The 17378-nt window shown below is 57.8% G+C and carries 10 protein-coding genes and 1 tRNA gene; 2 read left to right on the top strand and 9 right to left on the bottom strand.

The window, feature by feature from the left end; all coding sequences use genetic code 11:
• Positions 1–23: 23 nt before the first annotated feature.
• Positions 24–2555 carry an alpha/beta hydrolase gene (locus AC3WLC_RS02685; protein ID WP_493682387.1) on the bottom strand — a complete coding sequence of 844 codons (2532 nt, stop codon included), beginning with the start codon at positions 2553–2555 and terminating at the stop codon, positions 24–26.
• Positions 2556–3259: 704 nt separating this feature from the next.
• Complete coding sequence (locus AC3WLC_RS02690) at positions 3260–4180, bottom strand: hypothetical protein (RefSeq protein WP_493682388.1); 921 nt, start codon at positions 4178–4180, stop codon at positions 3260–3262.
• Between the two features lie 61 nt (positions 4181–4241).
• Here AC3WLC_RS02690 and AC3WLC_RS02695 point away from each other — a divergent pair, with 61 nt between their 5' ends.
• On the top strand, positions 4242–4601 hold the full coding sequence (locus AC3WLC_RS02695; RefSeq protein ID WP_493682389.1) for a helix-turn-helix domain-containing protein: 360 nt from the start codon (positions 4242–4244) through the stop codon (positions 4599–4601).
• 147 nt (positions 4602–4748) lie between these two features.
• On the opposite strand, the gene AC3WLC_RS02700 is transcribed toward AC3WLC_RS02695, so the two are convergent.
• The 3 genes from AC3WLC_RS02700 to AC3WLC_RS02710 all read right to left on the bottom strand — a co-directional run bounded on the left by AC3WLC_RS02700 (position 4749) and on the right by AC3WLC_RS02710 (position 8708).
• Positions 4749–7220: a DEAD/DEAH box helicase family protein gene (locus tag AC3WLC_RS02700; protein ID WP_493682390.1), complete on the bottom strand. Its 2472-nt coding sequence runs from the start codon at positions 7218–7220 to the stop codon at positions 4749–4751.
• Positions 7221–7511: 291 nt separating this feature from the next.
• Entirely contained in the window at positions 7512–8519 is a 1008-nt protein-coding gene (locus AC3WLC_RS02705) for a tyrosine-type recombinase/integrase (protein ID WP_493682391.1), read from the bottom strand.
• Between the two features lie 112 nt (positions 8520–8631).
• Positions 8632–8708, bottom strand: a tRNA-Arg gene (locus AC3WLC_RS02710).
• A gap of 183 nt (positions 8709–8891) precedes the next feature.
• Between AC3WLC_RS02710 and AC3WLC_RS02715 the strand changes: the two genes are divergently transcribed.
• Positions 8892–9302, top strand: a complete 411-nt coding sequence (locus AC3WLC_RS02715; protein ID WP_493682392.1) for a hypothetical protein — start codon at positions 8892–8894, stop codon at positions 9300–9302.
• Positions 9303–9327: 25 nt separating this feature from the next.
• Here the strand turns inward: AC3WLC_RS02715 and AC3WLC_RS02720 are convergent, their stop codons facing one another.
• The 4 genes from AC3WLC_RS02720 to AC3WLC_RS02735 all read right to left on the bottom strand — a co-directional run bounded on the left by AC3WLC_RS02720 (position 9328) and on the right by AC3WLC_RS02735 (position 17354).
• Complete coding sequence (locus tag AC3WLC_RS02720; RefSeq protein ID WP_493682393.1) at positions 9328–12462, bottom strand: efflux RND transporter permease subunit; 3135 nt, start codon at positions 12460–12462, stop codon at positions 9328–9330.
• Positions 12463–12466: 4 nt separating this feature from the next.
• Positions 12467–13627, bottom strand: a complete 1161-nt coding sequence (locus AC3WLC_RS02725) for an efflux RND transporter periplasmic adaptor subunit (protein WP_493682394.1) — start codon at positions 13625–13627, stop codon at positions 12467–12469.
• Between the two features lie 204 nt (positions 13628–13831).
• Positions 13832–15439: an FMN-binding glutamate synthase family protein gene (locus tag AC3WLC_RS02730; protein WP_493682395.1), complete on the bottom strand. Its 1608-nt coding sequence runs from the start codon at positions 15437–15439 to the stop codon at positions 13832–13834.
• A 76-nt stretch (positions 15440–15515) separates the two neighbouring features.
• A complete protein-coding gene (locus AC3WLC_RS02735) occupies positions 15516–17354 on the bottom strand; it encodes a GH39 family glycosyl hydrolase (protein ID WP_493682396.1) in 1839 nt (612 codons plus the stop codon).
• Between the last annotated feature and the right edge of the window lie 24 nt (positions 17355–17378).

Raw genomic sequence — 17378 nt, forward strand, 5'->3', positions numbered from 1 at the left:
AGAGAACCATTCTCTATCGCGTTCTACTGCGTTCCGCACGAAAATGAGTCACCTTCGAACTCAGCCATTACGCTCTTGCATCCTATATTAGGAGCAATCGCCTTAAGGTCATCTCGAATTAAATCTCGCATCCTCCGCTCCGCATCATGCCCGTCATCGCGCGCGGTGGATACATTTTTCTGATAGATCACACGAGCTTCCTCATCTCGTCCAGCAGCCAGCAGTGAGTGTCCGTAGTTGATTTCGATCCATCGGACATTAGGTGGTATTGGCTGGCTTAGATAAGACATCGCCTCTTGTGAGGCCGCAATCGCACCATCGTTGTTTTTGTCAAAAATCGCGTACCAAGAAAGTTCACTCAAAGCCTCGGGAAGTTTGCTCATTGTATCACGGAGAGCGCCTGGGTGCTCCCTGAACAACGCGACTCGTTTCGAAGCGAACCGCGCAGCGGCTGCATAATTTGTCAACTTGAATTCAGAAGAAGCAGCTCGCCGATAGTATTCAAGTAAATCATCTTTCCACAATGAAATTGATGCGCCGCTAGATTTCGCGTAATCGAACAGCTCAACCGCTCGGTTGTAATATTTATTTGCATTTTTATAATCTAGTATTTCCTCGTATGCTTGCGCTTTTGCTGACCATGTCTTGAATCGCAGTCTATTTAAGCCAAATCCTAGAGCTTCGTATCCATTATTTATGAATGTTTCTTCAATCTTAGAATATAAAAGCAGCGCCTGCTCGTTCATTCTCTGCCCGGAAAGGGCAAGTCCGTAGTTAATTCCTGCCGAAATATATAGAAAAGCACAATCTTCACATTCTGAGTCTATCAAAATTATCTTATGAGACGTATCAAAAGCCTCTCTGGCATGATGAGTCCAGGTTGTGATCGCGTTATTATTTTCGCCTTGATCACGAGATCCCTTATTAAATGAAAACGAATCTTCGTATAGCTGAGCTAAGTTTGCGTGAAAATCGACCTTCTCCATCAGGATCTGTATGGAGTTCTTCGAGAGCTCAAGTATTGAAAATGATTTATTGAATAAATCCGTCGCCTTATCTCGCTCATTGGCTTGAAAAGCGATCAGTCCAGCATATCTATGGCACCTAGAGAGTTCGATTGTCAACTCAGTATGGCCAGTCGTGCCTTTTATAGTCCGTTCAATCAAACTACAGGATTCTTTTAACTCGCGTCCTGCATTGGTAAAGTCACCATTTTGTATCAAAAGCTTACCCAGTTTATTCTTTGCCTTTGCCAAATTCAATATTCTGATGTGAGAGCGGTTAGTTTCTGTTCTTGGCGCCTCAAAATAAAGTACAGAATTTTGAATAGCGTCAGTTGCGTCAGTTATTTTACCCATCAGCGACTGCACATCGCTCAACCGATCGTAAGCGACAGCCAGGTCAGAATTGATATCTTCTTCAGAGCCGTACTTCTCTATCACTTCCTTAAGTGAATTAATTGCCGTGTAAGCTTTATGTTCAGATGACTTATAATCGCCATCAATCCTAAGAATGGCTGATTGCTCAATCGCGATCGCCGAAAGCCCCCTTAACCTTAGGGGTTCTGATTTTTTGCTAATACCATTCAGACTATCGAGAGTTATTTTGGAATCCAATAAAAGTTCTGATCTGATCGGGTTTTTATTTGAATCCCCCTGTGACTTGCTCCCGAAGTACGAGTATACCAATTTGCTTGCTGAATAGGTTGCGTTTTCAGCAGCAATTTCCTTTGCGTCCCTTTCCAACTGAGCTTGCGTAAATAAATTCATATACACCAACGCGACAACCACAATTGGTGCAGAGTAAATAGCAAACTTTATTAATCCAGAGTAAGTTGCAATTTTTTCAAGGAAAACATTGATTGGAGATGGTGGTACCCTCAGGTCAAAGAACTCAGCAGGCTCGTCGGTAGTAAGTATTGGTAGCCAGTGCTTCACCATATAATGGCTATCTGGCTTACCCATGGCATCTAAAAAATAACCGCTATGACCAAATGTCGAGTATCTATTCCGCAGAGATGCTCCGATTGAACCAACAAATCCTACTCGACCTGCCATACCCGTCAAAAATACAAATAACTGACTTAACAATAGTATTGAGTCGTTGGATCCGCAATCATTTATAACCGTTCTTACGCGGCGGCCTATATACTTGTGCCACGGGAATTCGCTTGGCAATACACTTCCTGACAGTATCACTGTATCAATTTTAAATTTATCATGATCGTCAAGGTCAGATACTGCGTTCGCGATGACTAAAGTTCCAAAGCTATGTCCGACGATGTCAATTCGAGACCATCTACGCTCTGCTGCAAGTCTACGAAGTTCCTCTCGGAATTTTTTTACTACTACCCCTCGTGCGAAGGGTATTAAAAATGAAATAGTGGAAAAGTATCCATATTTATAATTGACGAATTTCAGACCACGCTTCCCAAGCTGGGCAGTGGTTATTGCCTCCAAGCGCTCCTGCCAATCGCCATACGTTCTTATTCCGTGTATCGTGATAACCAGACGATTTTTCCTTCGTTGACCTTGATGCATACCAGCTTCCAACATGCGCGCGTCAGATGTGCATTGCCCGCAAACAATTGCTAGCATCCACACATCTGCGACACGAATCAACCTTTTGCATCGGCAATGAGAGACCCCACCGGGCGCTTGCCCGCCAGCCGCGTTGATTAACGAGAAACACTTATGTGGACGGGCAGGAGTGAAGCAAATGCCACAGTGCCGCCGGCGTCACCCAGATGATGACAAATGGGAATTTGAGATCCTCGCTGTGGGCGGCACGCAAACGGTAGAGCCGGCTGGACACACGCTTTGAGCGGCAGTGATCCCTAGATCGCTCAAAAGTGCAGCGCCAGCGCTCTCGGCAGCAAGTCTGCCCGGGATGCACCTTCTGGAGGTCGGATTTGCACGACGTCGCCCCGCGAATATCACCCTAGGGTCGAAAACAGTCGTTTTGCTCGGTCCGTCCGGCATGCGGTGCACCGGTGGTGGAGGAGCAGGGCGAACACTGATTTCCGCAACACCATAAAGCGCCGCCGGTGACGATATTCGACCTTCCGTTTACCGACGGCTCATCGCTCGGGAAAAGCGGTTGAGCGAGCGATGAATGTCACTGGAGGGTTGAGCCGGCAATATTGCGTCTCGAACTCCGAACTGTGATCGCCGCCGCTCCGTCTCCATTGCCTGCACGAGCAAGACAAAAGCCGCGACGCGGACGAAGGCGTGCGCCACTAAAGGGACCCGGCGTCTTACTAGAAGTCCTTCTTAGGAGCGGCGCCTGCAGGCTGAATTTCCTGCGCCCCTCCAATGAGAGCTCGCGACGCTGAAGCGCACACCTCACGAACGTTGGATCGCTGCTCGTAGGTCATGCTCGCGCGAGAGGCAACGAACCCCGACCACATCTGCAGGAAGTCCTTGCGATCCTCATTCACGCGTTTCCAGACCGCGTCGGTATCGATGGACCTCTTCTTGGCTTCTGCCTCAATCGCCGACATGGCAGTGCGGTATTCGCGTTTGGATAACGATGCCGCATATAGATCGACGCACTTATCTAGAATGAGATACCGTTCGTAGGCTTCCGCGAGCCAACGCTCCTTCTTCTCCTGGGCCGTCGGGAGAGGCCTGAGATCATATTCAGCGAACTGCAGGATGGTGCGGTTCTGCGTGTACAGGACAAATCGCCATCTGCCCTTCGAAGTGCTCACGTCCTCCGGATTTTTCAGCGTTAACTTAAAATCGGCTGCCACGTTCAGCGGGATATTCTCGACAACCTCCTTGGTACAGTTGAGCTTCTCGTTATCAATCGACATGGGCGCCGGTGACAGCCATCTCACTCTGATTGGCACGGAGCCTCCGCCACTGCCTTGGAAGCTGATGGTCACGACGAGGGCGCTCCCGACGTCGACCTCACCGCTCATGCGATACATCATCGTGTCCTTTTTGGATTCGCCATCAGGCGCAATGATCTCCATGGAATCCAAGTTGGTGCGCCACCTCTGAGATCGATTGGCCTCGCCAGTGTCGAAGCCACCTTTCTCCATATGACGGATAAGTTCGTCGCATGGGAAAATGTCAGCGGCCGAGCCTGCACTCGCGGGCAAAACACACAGGGCGATGCCGGAAATCAGGAGCCAAAAATTTGCGCGCTTGCGCCCTTCAACACCGATAGTCATTTGTCGCCTGCTTCCCGTTATGGTCCGCCTAAATACTACATAACGTTCATAGAAATGGGAAGTGGCATCAGCCCATTTTGGTCTGATGGAACTCTTCGCGACCAACCTGAAAAAGCGTGCTGCGGACCTGGGAATTTCCAACGCCGAGGTAGCCAGAAGGCTCGATATCAGCGAGCGACGCTATGGCCATTATGTCAGGGGCGACCGAGAACCGGATCTGGCGACGCTTCTGAAAATTTCGCGAATTTTGCAAACGTCGCCAAACCAGCTGCTGGGCTTTGATCAAGAGCCTGAACAGGACGAAAGAGCCAAACTTCGCGATAAAATGCTCGCTGCAGCGGCACATTTGGACGATTATCAGCTTAAAATTGCTGCTGCTCAGATAGAAGTCGCAGCTAATTTTTCAAAATTTTCAGGCTGAAATTTGGAAGTTTCTATGCGTCATTTTTGACCTGTAGACGAGCGAGGCAGAATGACGACCGCCTGGTCAGAGCTTCATCGCCACGCCTGACGATCAATGATGCTGCGACCGCAATTCCGGCAAGTTAGTGCATCGGCATGCAAGGGACTAGCGCCGTGCCTTATTTCTCAGTCGCGCAAGCTGTTTGAGCCTAGCGTTACGAAGCCGAGGTGTGGTGCATCTGTAAGCTTCTTCGGTCATGATGGCTTCGATTTGTGAGCCGGGAATGCTTCTTCTTACGAGCGCGAAATAGAGAGCCGACCAACCCGAATTTCTTTTGTGAGGTCGATCTCCTTCAATGCGCCACCGATAAAGCTCATCCTCTATATCGACCTTTGGCAGAGGCGTGTGGACGTAGTGGCCTTCGCCAGGAGGCCTCTTCTCGGCTAATTCCTTGAAGGATTCAGGTTGATCCTCGAAGTTGATCCAGTTTCTTGGGTCGAGAGGCCTGCGTGAGGACTCCAGAAATTCGTAGAAGAAGCTGCCATCCGGGTGGGCTGCTTGGCATGGAAGATACATCAAGTCTGCGGCCGATTTTTTGCGGACATCAAAACCGTGCATTCGTTTGCCTAATGAGCCGTTCTCGTTAAACCCTTCTGAGTCCAGCGCGGCAAAAATTCGTTCTACAACATTCTTATATATCTCCTTGGTCATGATACATTCCGTTGGAATGTAGACACGCCATCTCATGGTTTCGGGAGTGCTAGAATAAGAATTGAAGATTATCATCTTTGTATTTGGCAAAAATTCTGCAAATTTTTGAGGTGTCAAGACACCTCCGTCATTGTCCAAGAATATTCCGTTTGCAAAAATGATATTTTTCAACCCTCGCATGCTTCGCTCATCGGGGGCGGGTAATCCGGCGCTAAGAAGTCCATTTGATTCTTTTGATTGAAATTTTTGTTTGTGGAACTCTTTTAATTTGTTGATAAACATGGCGTGAGATGATGCGATTATTACTCCCGACTGAAATTTTGATTCGGTCGACTCCCAAATTGATGCATGAAAACGTGTTGCTTTATCTATATTAATATAAGGTATTTCGTGACACCAATCACTGTCATTATCTAAATCGTCTTTGTCATCATTTGGGAGTTTTGAGATCAAGTCCTCCAAAAGATGCTGATGATCTTGAGTCGAATTTCGATCTCTATAAGCTCGTGCCTTCTCAGCATTGTTGGCGTAAAGACGGGGGCGTCCCGACGACCCTTTGACCGCTTCAGGAAGCGTCAAACCAAGCCATTCAATCTTAGAGCCAGGAAAGATCGATTGAAGCCATTCAGCCAATCCCTTATCCGGAACCACGATGGTTTGCGCCTCGGTTCCATCGGGGTTTCGAAGGCCGCCGCGCATGACCGCTTGATAGGCCGTATTGTAGTAAATATCTTGATGAATCTCGTAATCGCTTAAGCCGAATGACTTTAGAAATGCAGCGTACTGAGGTGATAAATTCAACGCAGACAAAAATGCAACGATGTTGATATTTTTGTAGGAATTTAGCCCGTGAGGAGAATTTGGCAATCGTATTGCATCCGAGTTGTTAGAAAATATATATCGTTGATCTTTGTTTGCTGTGAACAAAAATTTGTTATTTTTGGATAATTCTGAAATCTTTGAAATTAAAGGGAGCCACGACTGCTCGCGATATCGGTCTCGTATGCATTTTGACCAATGGTTATTAATGCCATAATAAATTGTTACTCGGTTGCAATTATGATGGGAATCATATCGAAGACCATTCATTGGGTGAGTTTGAAATTGAACGCCTTGTGCTTTCCATAATTTTGTTAGCAATCTTTCGCCAAGCCGAGCTCCTGCGATGCGGACACTTGCATATCCAGCAAAAATGGATGGCTTGAGCCGCATGAACAAAGGGGGAGTTTTTTTCGTTCCGGCAGCGTCAGTTAAAAATTTTTCATATGCCTCGGTACTGACGAATACATCCCAATGGGGCGATTTAAGAAAATTAACGACAGGCTCGAAGCTCTTCAATGCGTCGTCATCATTCATTTTTTTTTGAAGTTCGGAGAATGCATGCTTATCTCTTATTTCCAATCGGGACCAAGTTTCGTCCACCCTCCGCGGCTCTAGAATGGATGTCAGGGAAGAATGGGTGTGTTTGAAGTGCAGTGGCACAGATTGGTGTGCTTGAAGAACTTCATCGACAATGAGATGCCATCTTTCCGGACGATGGACATATGGTAAGCGCTCAAAGGCAGCATGGGTTATGAAAAGAATCTGCCCCTCAGAATCGGAATTTTTGAGATAATCGTTGATGGAATCAACGACGTTTTGGGTGACTGTTTCGTCTATACGTTGAAGGCAAACTGACGAGTCAAACTCTTTCAGTCGCCCAATAGTTTCACCAATAAGGTCCTTGGTCGGTTGTACGAACAGAATACGTTCGCCGGAATTGGCCATATCGACCGCAAATTTGCAGAGCGCGTGCGTCTTTCCCGCTCCCGCGGGTGCATCGCATAGCATAATTTTTTGATTGAGATTTTGGCAAGTTGATGGTAATATATCAATTGAACACAATTCAAAATCGTGGTTTTGTGTTATTGAGTTTTTTAGTTTCATTAGCATTCCTATTTTCTATGATCTTTCCTCCTTTTTTGATTTTTAATGAGGCTGTTCGGTAAATTCCTGAGCGCTTTTATAAATCAGTTTTGAAGGTTATTTTTTGTATCAATATTTGTATGGAAAGTCAATACAAATATTAGAAAATTTGTAAATTGTCGAGCAGAATGGATTATAAATGGATTTATTTCTGGATCACTTAATTTTGATTGATCATACAACTTTTTCGTTCTGATCGCAGCCCTAATCGTCGGTTTAACGGTCGCGCCATAAGCGATCAGGGTCTTTCGTTCATTCCGGCGGCATGGCATCCACACCCCTGGCTAATTTCTCAGCTACCGCCTCAGGCCTCAGATGAGTGTATCGACTGAGCATCCTCATATCCCGATGGCCGCTTATCAGAGCGACTTCGGGGATTGAGAGGCCGTGTTCAAAGAAGCGGGACACGGCTTCATGTCTCAGATCATGCAGCCTGAGATCGCTCAGGCCGGCCTTAGTCTTCAGTCTCTGCCACGCGAGATTCACGGCGTTCTCATGGATCGGGAACACATGGTCTCCATGGCGCTCTAACGATGCCAAGACGGTAATTGCACCTGGCGATAGAGGCACGAGGCGAGAGCGACCGTTCTTGGTGAGCGGCAATTCAGCCGTGCGCCTCTTGAGGTCCACATGGACCCACCGGAGTGATAGAAGCTCACTGCGCCGCATACCGGTCTCTATGGCGAGCAGAATAAAGGGTCTAACGTACCAAGCCGTCCTTGGCTTAATCGCCCCGAGGAGCTTCTCTAGCTCTCCTTCTTGCAGCCGCCTGTCCCGCGCCTCTGAGTCCTTGGGGACCTTAATTGTCCGTACGGGATTTCGCGGAAGTGGGATGCTCCACTCCTTGATTGCTACCTCGAACACATGCCGCAGTATCACAAGCTCGCGGCGCACGGTGGCAGGCTTCACGCTCTTGAGCCGTGTATCTCTATAGTAAGCCACACTGGCTCCTGAGAGGCTTCCTAGGCGCTCCTGAGCAATGCTCTGAGTCAGAAAGAACTTGATGCGTGAACGCTCAAACGGGGCGCCGCGTTTTGCGGGGGTAATCTCCTCCTGATAGCGCCGTAGCAGTTCCGCCACTGTCATCGAGCGAAGATCGCGGATGCTAGGGGACAGGTCCGCTGTGTCTATCTGCGCTTCAAGTGCTCTGGCCCATGCGGAGGCCTCTGCCTTGGTCGGGAAGCTCTTGGAGACAGGAGGGCTGCCTTCGCGCCTCACCTGCGCCTGCCAACTGCTTCCCCTTCTGCGGATCGTGGCCACACGCGTATCCCTGTGCCAGCTGTGACAAAAGCTGTGACAGACAGGGATTCTGATGATTTCTCAGGAGAGGCTTCCGAAGCCGAAACTCTCGATTTTTCAAGAGTTTCGTGATTGGCGCGCCCGACACGATTCGAACGTGTGACCTTTGCCTTCGGAGGGCAACGCTCTATCCAGCTGAGCTACGGGCGCTTTCCGTGGAGGCTGGATAGCTGATTGCCGCCGCTTCGGCAATGCGGGAATTTGAGGGTCGCTCAACCGATCCTGCACCGAGCTGCCCTAAAGCATGCTCCGATCCGCTCGCACCGCTGGCTGATCGATTCAATCTGGTCGTTGCCGCTCCAAGCGAGGCGACATCCCAGGAGGACTGCCGACTTGGAGAGTGAAGCAGACGGCTTCGAGATCGAAGAGGTCTTCACCGAGGAGGGCGATCTCCTCGTGCTTTCGCTCGGCTTTTCGTCGGCGAGCGATCCGCTGGATGTCCTGCATCTTGCCTGCAGTCGGCAGATCGACGGCCATCAGCCGCCGCGGCTCGAGGATCTGCTCTATCTCGAGCGTACCGACCAGGACCTGGCCTGCGACGGCCGCGAGGTGGTCCGGCTGGCGTGGCGCCGCGACCATGTCGAGCTCGTGCTGAGCGAGGCCGGCGCGCGGCTGCTTCAGCTGCCGCAGGTCGTCCGGTTCCGCTTTGACGCCCGTCCCGAGCTGCTTCCGGTCGCGCTGGCCCAGCTCAGGGCCATGGCGGCGGCGGGACAGGATCGCATCGTCATCGACAGGCCGGCGTGACGGCCTGTGTCGATGACGATGCGGCTCAGGCCTGCTCCTCCTTGGGACGGGTCGAGGGCCGCAGCCGCTCACGCAGGCCTTGGAAGACGACATAGAGCGCCGGGATCACGAAGATGCCGATGAGGGAGGCCGCCAGCATGCCGCCGAAGACCGGCGTGCCGACATGGCGCCTGGCGAGCATCGAGGGGCCCTCCGCGATCACCAGCGGCAAGAGGCCGAGGATGAAGGCGAAGGAGGTCATCATCACCGGGCGGAAGCGGAGGCGCGCGCCCTCGGTCGCCGCATGCAGCAGCGGGTGGCCCTTCTCGCGCAGCTCCTTGGCGAACTCGACGATCAGGATGCCGTTCTTGGCGGCGAGGCCAATCAGCACGACGATGCCGATCTGGCCGTAGAGGTCGAGCGTCAGCCCGGCCACGACGATCGCAAGGAAGGCGCCGAGGATACCGACCGCGACCGAGAGCAGCACGGGCACGGGGATGGTCCAGCTCTCATAGAGCGCGACCAGGAACAGGTAGGCGAATAGCAGCGCGAAGGCGAGGATGATCGTCGTCTGCCCCTCGGCCCGCTTCTCCTGGAAGGAGACGTCGGTCCAGGCGCCGCGATAGCCCGACGACAGGGTCCTGGCGGCGACCGCCTCCATCGCCTGCAGGGCCTGGCCGGAGGAGACGCCCGGGGCGGGCGAGCCCTGCAGCGTCACGGCGAGGCGGTTGTTATAGCGGATCAGCGCCTGCGGGCCGACCACCACCTTGGCCTCGACGAAGGAGCGCAGCGGGATCATGTCGCCGGATTTGCTGCGGACATTGATGCGGTAAATGTCGTCGACCGAGGCGCGGTCGGCGCCGTCGGCCTGGACCTGGACCTGCCAGGTGCGGCCGAACAGGTTCATGTCGTTGACATAGTAGCCGCCGAGCGAGGCCTGCAGCGCCTGGAAGACGTCGCTCAGCGCGACGCCGAGGATCTGGACCTTGTCGCGGTCGATGTCGAGATAGATCGACGGCGCCGAGTCCGAGAAGGTCGAGAACACCCGCCGCAATTGCGGCTCCTGGTTGGCGGCGACGGTCAGGCCGCGCAGGGCCTGGCCGAGCGCCTTGGGATCGGCCGAGCCCATGTCCATCAGCACGTAGCTGAAGCCGCCGCCGCTGCCGAGGCCGATGATCGGCGGGGGCGCGATCGGGACGACGTTGCCGGCGCGCACGGCGCGGAACTTCTGGGCGAGGCGAGCGATGACCGCTGACGCCGAGTCCTCCCGGCTGGTGCGCTGGTCGAACGGCTTCAGCGTCACCACGAAGAAGCCAGCATTGGGTTGCGAATAATTGTCGATGAAGTTGAGGCCGATGACCGTCGAATAGTCGGCGATCGCCGTCTCGGTCTTCAGGATGCCCTCGACCTCGGCGGCGAGCGCCGAAGTCCGGGCGATCGAGGCGCCGTCGGGCAATTGGGCGACGACGAAGAAGGCGCCCTGGTCGTCCTCCGGCAGGAAGCCGGTGGGGGTGACGCGGCCCATGGCGTAGATGCCGGCGCCGAAGGCGGCGGTCAAAGCAAGGCTGATCACCGAGACGCGCACGAGGCGCGCCACGCCGTTGCCGTAGCGGTCGCGCGTCCAGTCGATGCCGCGCATGACATAGCCGATCGGCCCACGCCGTGGCCCGTGATGCGGCCGCAGCAGGATGGCGCAGAGCGCCGGCGACAGCGTCAGCGCGTTGATCGCCGACAGCACCATCGCGACCGCGACGGTGACGGCGAACTGGCGGAAGAGCTCGCCGGAAATGCCAGGGATGAAGGCGACCGGCACGAAGACCGAGAGCAGCACCAGCGTGATCGCGATGATCGGGGCGACGATCTCGCCCATGGCGCGCTTCGTCGCCTCGGCCGGCGTCAGCTCGGGATGCTCCTCCATCACGCGCTCGACGTTCTCGATCACGACGATCGCGTCGTCGACGACGATGCCGATGGCGAGCACCACGGCGAGCAGCGAGACGGTGTTGGCGGAATAGCCGATGGCGTTGAGCACGATGAAGGCGCCGATCAGGCTCACCGGCACGGCGACGGTCGGGATCAGCGTCGCCCGGAGATTGCCGAGGAACAGGTAGACGACGATGACGACGAGGACGAAGGCCTCGATCAGCGTCTTCTGCACTTCGTGGATCGTGGCGGTGACGAAGGCGGTCGGGTCGTAGGTGACCTTCCAGGCGAGGCCGTCGGGGAAGGATTTCTCGAGGTCGCCGATCGTCTTCTTGACCGCTTCGAGCGCGGTGAGGGCGTTGGCGCCCGGCGCCTGGTAGACGCCGATCAGCACGGCCGGACCGCCGTTCAGGCGGGTGTCGCGGTCGAGATTGGCGGCGCCGAGCTCGAGGCGCGCCACGTCCGAGAGCCGCAGGATCGAGCCGTCGGCGTTGGTGCGCAGCACGATCCTGCCGAACTCCTCCGGCGAGGTCAGGCGGCCCTTGGTCTGGATGTTGAGCTGGAGCTGCTGGTCGTCGGAGATCGGGCGGGCGCCGATGCGGCCGACCGCGGCCTGCGCGTTCTGGCCCTGGATCGCGGCGATGACGTCGCCGGTGGTGAGGCCCAGGCCGGTCAGGGCGTCGGTGCGGACCCAGGCGCGGATGGCGTAGTCCTGTGCGCCGAAGAGCGAGGCGTCGCCGACGCCGGCGGTGGACTTGATCGGGTCGAGCAGGTTGATGGTGACGTAGTTCGAGACGAAGAGCGTGTCGTAATTGCCCTTGGGCGCATAGACGGCGATGACGCCGAGCAGGGCCGAGGATTGCTTCTTGACCGTCACGCCGCTGCGCTGGACCTCCTGCGGCAGCTTCGACAGAGCGAGCTGGACGCGGTTGTTGACGTTGACGTTGTTGATGTCGGGGTTGGTGCCGAGCTCGAAGGAGACCTGCAGCGAATAGCTGCCGTCATTGCCGCTGACGCTCTTCATGTAGAGCATCTTGTCGGTGCCGACGATCTGGGCCTCGATCGGCTGGGCGACGGTCTGTTCGACCACGGCGGCGGAGGCGCCGGGATAGGAGGCGCGCACCGAGATCTGCGGCGGCACGATGTCGGGATATTGCGCGACCGGAATCGCGAACAGCGAGAGCAGGCCGGCGATCGTGGTGACGAGCGCGATGACGATCGCCAGCCGGGGCCGGTCGACGAAGACGGAGCTCAGCATGAGGTCAGCTCCGGCCGGTCGTCAGCGTCACGGGCGAGGCGAGCACCGGCACGCCGGGCCGGAGATTCTGCAGGCCCTGGATAACGATCTGCTCGTTGCCGACGAGGCCCTGCTCGATGGCGACATAGGAGCCGGCTTCTGCCCCGACCTTGACGCGCTTCGCCACCGCCTTGCCGTCCTCGACGGCGAAGACATAGGAGCCCTGCTGGTCGGCGATCAGCGCCGCCTGCGGCACCAGCACCTTCTCCTCGCTCTTGTTGGCCTGGACGGCGACGCGCACCAGCGTGCCGTCGAGCAGCTTGCCGGTCGGGTTGGGCAGCGTGGCGCGCACCAGCACGGTGTCGGTGGCGCGCTCGACCGAGACGTCGACGAAGTCGACGCGGCCCTTCTGGTCATAGGTCGAGCCGTCCGAGAATTTCAGGCTGACGAGCGGGGCGGAACCGTCGGCCGGCAGCCGGTTGGTCTTCAGCGCCAGGAATTCGCGCTGGCTGACCGGGAAGGTGACGTACATCGGATCGTCGCTGACGATCTGCGCCAGCACGCCGCTGTCGGGCCCGACGACATTGCCCTTGGTCACCTTGGTGCGGCCGATGCGGCCGGCGATCGGCGCCTTGATCTCGGTGTAGCCGAGATTGATCTGCGCCGTCTTCAGATTGGCCTCGGCGGTGGTCTGGTCGCCCTGCGCGCCCTTCTCCTCGGCGACGCGCTGGTCGCGGATGGCGACCGAGCCGGCATTGGTCTTCAGCAGATCCTCGGCGCGCTGGCGCTGCACGGTGGCGTTCTGCAAGGTGCCCTGGGCGCGCTCCAGCGCGCCTTGCGCCTGCTCGACCGCCGCTTCGAAGGGCGCGCGCTCGATGCGGAAGAGCGGTGCGCCCTCGGCGACGGTGGAGCCGTCCTTGAACAGCACGTCCTCGAGATAGCCGGTGACGCGGGCGCGGACGTCGACGCGGTTCACCGCCTCGATCCGTCCGACAAAATCGGCGGTCTGGGTGATGGCGCGCTTCTCGGCCATCACGGTGCCGACCGGGACTGCGGTGGGCGCCGGCTGCTGGGCGAAGGCAGTCGTTCCGAGCCCGAGCGCGACGCAGGTGATGAGCGCCGCGGGAGACAGGCGCGAGGCCGCCGGGATCCGCTTGACCTGCGCCATCCAAGACCGCTCCGACATCCGAGTACTCCCATCGCCATCTCGCTGCACCCAATCGACGGGCCGCAGCGAGCTATCCAAATCACCTGCCGATACTCGGCATTTTCTTCAGGGAAAGCTACGGCCTTGTGACTCGCAGCACATGACGGCTTCGCATGGAGTGCGGGTTTCCTTTCGAAAGGTGAATCGCGTCCGGCCCAATCTTCGGCCGCCGCGTGACGCTGCTTACGACATCCTGTCGAAGCTGTCGGTGCGGGCGAGATCCCAGTTGCGGCGATAGAAAGCGTGCTCGCAGAGCCCGGTCAGCAATTCGCCCGGCTGCAGGAAGACGTGCAGGTCGGAGAACAGGCGGATTTCGGTGGCGCTGACGCGGCGCACCAGATGATGCGGGCCGAGTTCCTCGGGATGGGTCAGGCCGGCGGCGGCGAGCATGTCGGCCAGTGCATGCAGGGTGTTGGCGTGGAAGCGATGGACGCGCTGCGCCTTGTCCGGCACGACCAGCGCGCGCTGGCGCACGGCGTCCTGCGTCGCGACGCCGGTCGGGCAGCGATTGGTGTTGCAGGACAGCGACTGGACGCAGCCGAGCGCGAACATGAAGCCGCGGGCGGCATTGGCCCAGTCGGCGCCGATCGCGAGCACGCTCGCGATGTCGAAGGCGCTGACGATGCGCCCGGCTGCACCGATCTTGACCTTGTCGCGCAGCCCTGCGCCGACGAGCACATTGTGGACGAAGAGCAGGCCCTCGCGCATCGGCAGGCCGATATGGTCGCTGAACTCGACGGGGGCAGCGCCGGTGCCGCCCTCGGCGCCGTCGACGACGATGAAATCGGGCACGACGCCGCTCTCCAGCATCGCCTTGACCATGCCCATGAACTCCCAGGGATGGCCGAGGCAGAGCTTGAAGCCGACGGGTTTGCCGCCGGACAGCTCGCGCAATTGCGCGATGAAGGCCATCATCTCCAGTGGCGTCGAGAAGGCGCTGTGGCTCGGCGGCGAGATGCAGTCCTGCCCGACCGGCACGCCGCGGGTCGCGGCGATCTCGGGCGTCACTTTCGGCGCCGGCAGGATGCCGCCATGGCCGGGCTTGGCGCCCTGGCTCAATTTGATCTCGATCATCTTTACCTGGGGATCGACCGCCTGCCTGGCGAAGCGCTCGGGATCGAAGCGGCCCTTGTCGTTGCGGCAGCCGAAATAGCCGCTGGCGACTTCCCAGACGATGTCGCCGCCGCCTTCGCGGTGATAGGGGCTGATGCTGCCTTCGCCGGTGTCGTGGCTGAAGCGGCCGAGGCGCGCGCCGGTGTTGAGCGCCCGGATCGCATTGGCGGAGAGCGAGCCGAAGCTCATCGCCGAGATGTTGAAGACGGACGCCGAATAGGGCTGCCGGCACTGGTCGTTGCCGATGGTGATGCGGAAGCTCTCGGGATCGGAGACCGGCGCCGGGCGGTTCGAATGGCCGATGAACTCGTAGCCGTCTCTGTAGACGTCGAGCAGCGTGCCGAAGGGATGGTCGCCGGCGAGGTTCTTGGCGCGGCGATAGACCAGCGAACGCTGCGAGCGCGAGAACGGCGCCGCCTCCTCGTCCGCCTCGAACAGGTATTGGCGCAGCTCGGGGCGGACCAGCTCGGCGAACCAGCGGATATGGCCGATCACCGGATAGTTGCGCTGGATGGCGTGCTCGGTCTGGGAAAGGTCCCAGAGGCCGAGCAGCGCCAGCAACAAGGCCAGCAGGCCGGGCAGCCAGAGCCAGGGGTGGCTGAAGGCCAGCGGGATCGCGACGAGCGCGACCAAGATGCAGAGGGTGAGGGTGGTGAAGCGGCTCAGTCGCAACGTCATATTCGACACCTGTCCAAGCGGGGCACCTCCTTTCTAGCTTCGACAGGATGTAAAGACGACCTATGCCGGCGTAGAGCTAGCCGGCGCGCAGGCTATCGCTCTCGGCGCTGACGCGGCCGAAGAGATCGCGGGCGCGGATGCGGTAGAAGCCGGCTGCGGCGCTGGTATCGAGATAGACGCTCGACAACAGCCCGACCGGGTTGATCACCTGCCAGGGGCCGTTTTCGCCAGCGCTCCAGAGTACGTCGAAGAGCTGGATGCCGTCATAGGGTGCCGGCTCCCAGAACAGGACGCGGTTCTCGCCGTTGAGGCCGCCGAAGCGGCTGATCCGGGGGGCGGACGGAGCGGTGGGCGCGGCATCATCCCGCCGGACCAGCGCGACCAGCGCCACCGAAGGCAGGGGCATATCGAGCTTGAGCTCGTACTGTGCTTGGGCACCGCCGATCTGGAGATGCTCGATGCTCAGGGCTGGCTCCTGCGCCAAGCGCATCGCCGCAAGCTCGGCTGCACCAGGCAGGTCGGGCGCGCCGAGGTCTTCCCAGACCGTGAAGGGGTCGCCCTTGCCATGGGCGATGCGGAAGCTGGCGAGCGCATAGGCGCCGGGCTGCAGCCCGGAGAAGTCGAGCGCGACCGTGCTTTCGCCCGACTGCCAGATGCGGTCGACGCTGTTGTAGAGAAGGACACTGGCACCGGAAGGCTGCGCGGTGCCCCCAAGAGCGGTTGCGATCGCGCCGAGCCCGACGCGGTCGGGATCGAGGCCCTGGCCGCTCAGGTCGAAACGGCGCTCGCTGAGCAGGCCGAGCAACTCCATGACGCTGAGCGCCGGCTTCTTGACGAGGTCGAACGGCTCGGGCTCGGCCCGGCGCGCTTCGAGCGCGGCGATGTCGGTCTTGTGCTCGGCCTGGGCGGCGCGCACCGGGCGCTTGCCGAAATAGGTGAGGTGTGTGCGGTGGCCCCAATGGCCGACGAAGCCGTTGTCGTTGCTGAGCACCTCGTAGTCGACGCCTTCGCCGTCGATCATCAGGCGCTGGTGCTGGTCGACGATCTTGGCGGCGAGCCCGGCGAAATAGGGCATGCCGTGCCAGGTATGGTAGAGATGCCAGCCGATCTGCGGGTCGCATTCGTCGTTGACGAAGGGCAGGCCGGCGAAGCGCGGATGGTGCTCGCGGATATAGTCGACCGCCATCATCTCGTGCCGGATGATCGACAGGCTGTTCGGCGTCAGGTCCTCGGCGTGCTTCTTGGCGCCCTTCTCGTGCACCGAGATGAAATCCAGCCGCACGCCGGTCTCGCCGGTGAACAGGTTGGTGCCGGTGTCGCAATGGGCGAGGAAGCTCTTGAAGATCGGCGGGATGCGCCGGGCGACGCCCGGGCCGCCGAGCTTGAGGGCCGGATCGACCGCCTTCAGTGCCTCCGAGCAGGCGTCGTAATAGTTGTTGAAGCCGGTCTCGCCGCCGAGCCTCCACCAGATGTCGGGCTCGTTCCAGGTCTCGAAATACCAGGTCCGCAACTCGTCGGCGCCATAGCGGGCCTGGTAGCGCTGCGCCATCTTGCCCATGAAGTCGCGCCAGTGATGCGCCTGGCCGACATCGTTGAAATCGCTGTAGATGTAGGAGGGATTGCCCATCAGCTCGAAGAACGGCCGGATGCGATGCTCCAGCATCACGTCGATCGCCGCATCGAGCCGCGACCAGTCATATGTGCCGAAGCTGGAGGCGGTGACGAGGTCGAGCATGTAGTGCACGCGCATATATTCGATGCCGCGATTGGGCACGCCGCCGACATAGGCCAGCGTCTGCCGCATCTCCGGCTCCAGCAGCAGCTCGGCCGGTGAGAAGCCGGTGCTGCGCCAGAAGCGCCGGAAGGGTGTGGTCGGCGCGGAGAGATCGATGCGGATGCGGGTCGTGTCGGACATGACGGGTCCTTCGCTGAAGGCAGG

The sequence above is a fragment of the Allobosea sp. GW821-FHT03A12 genome, assembly GCF_058986765.1.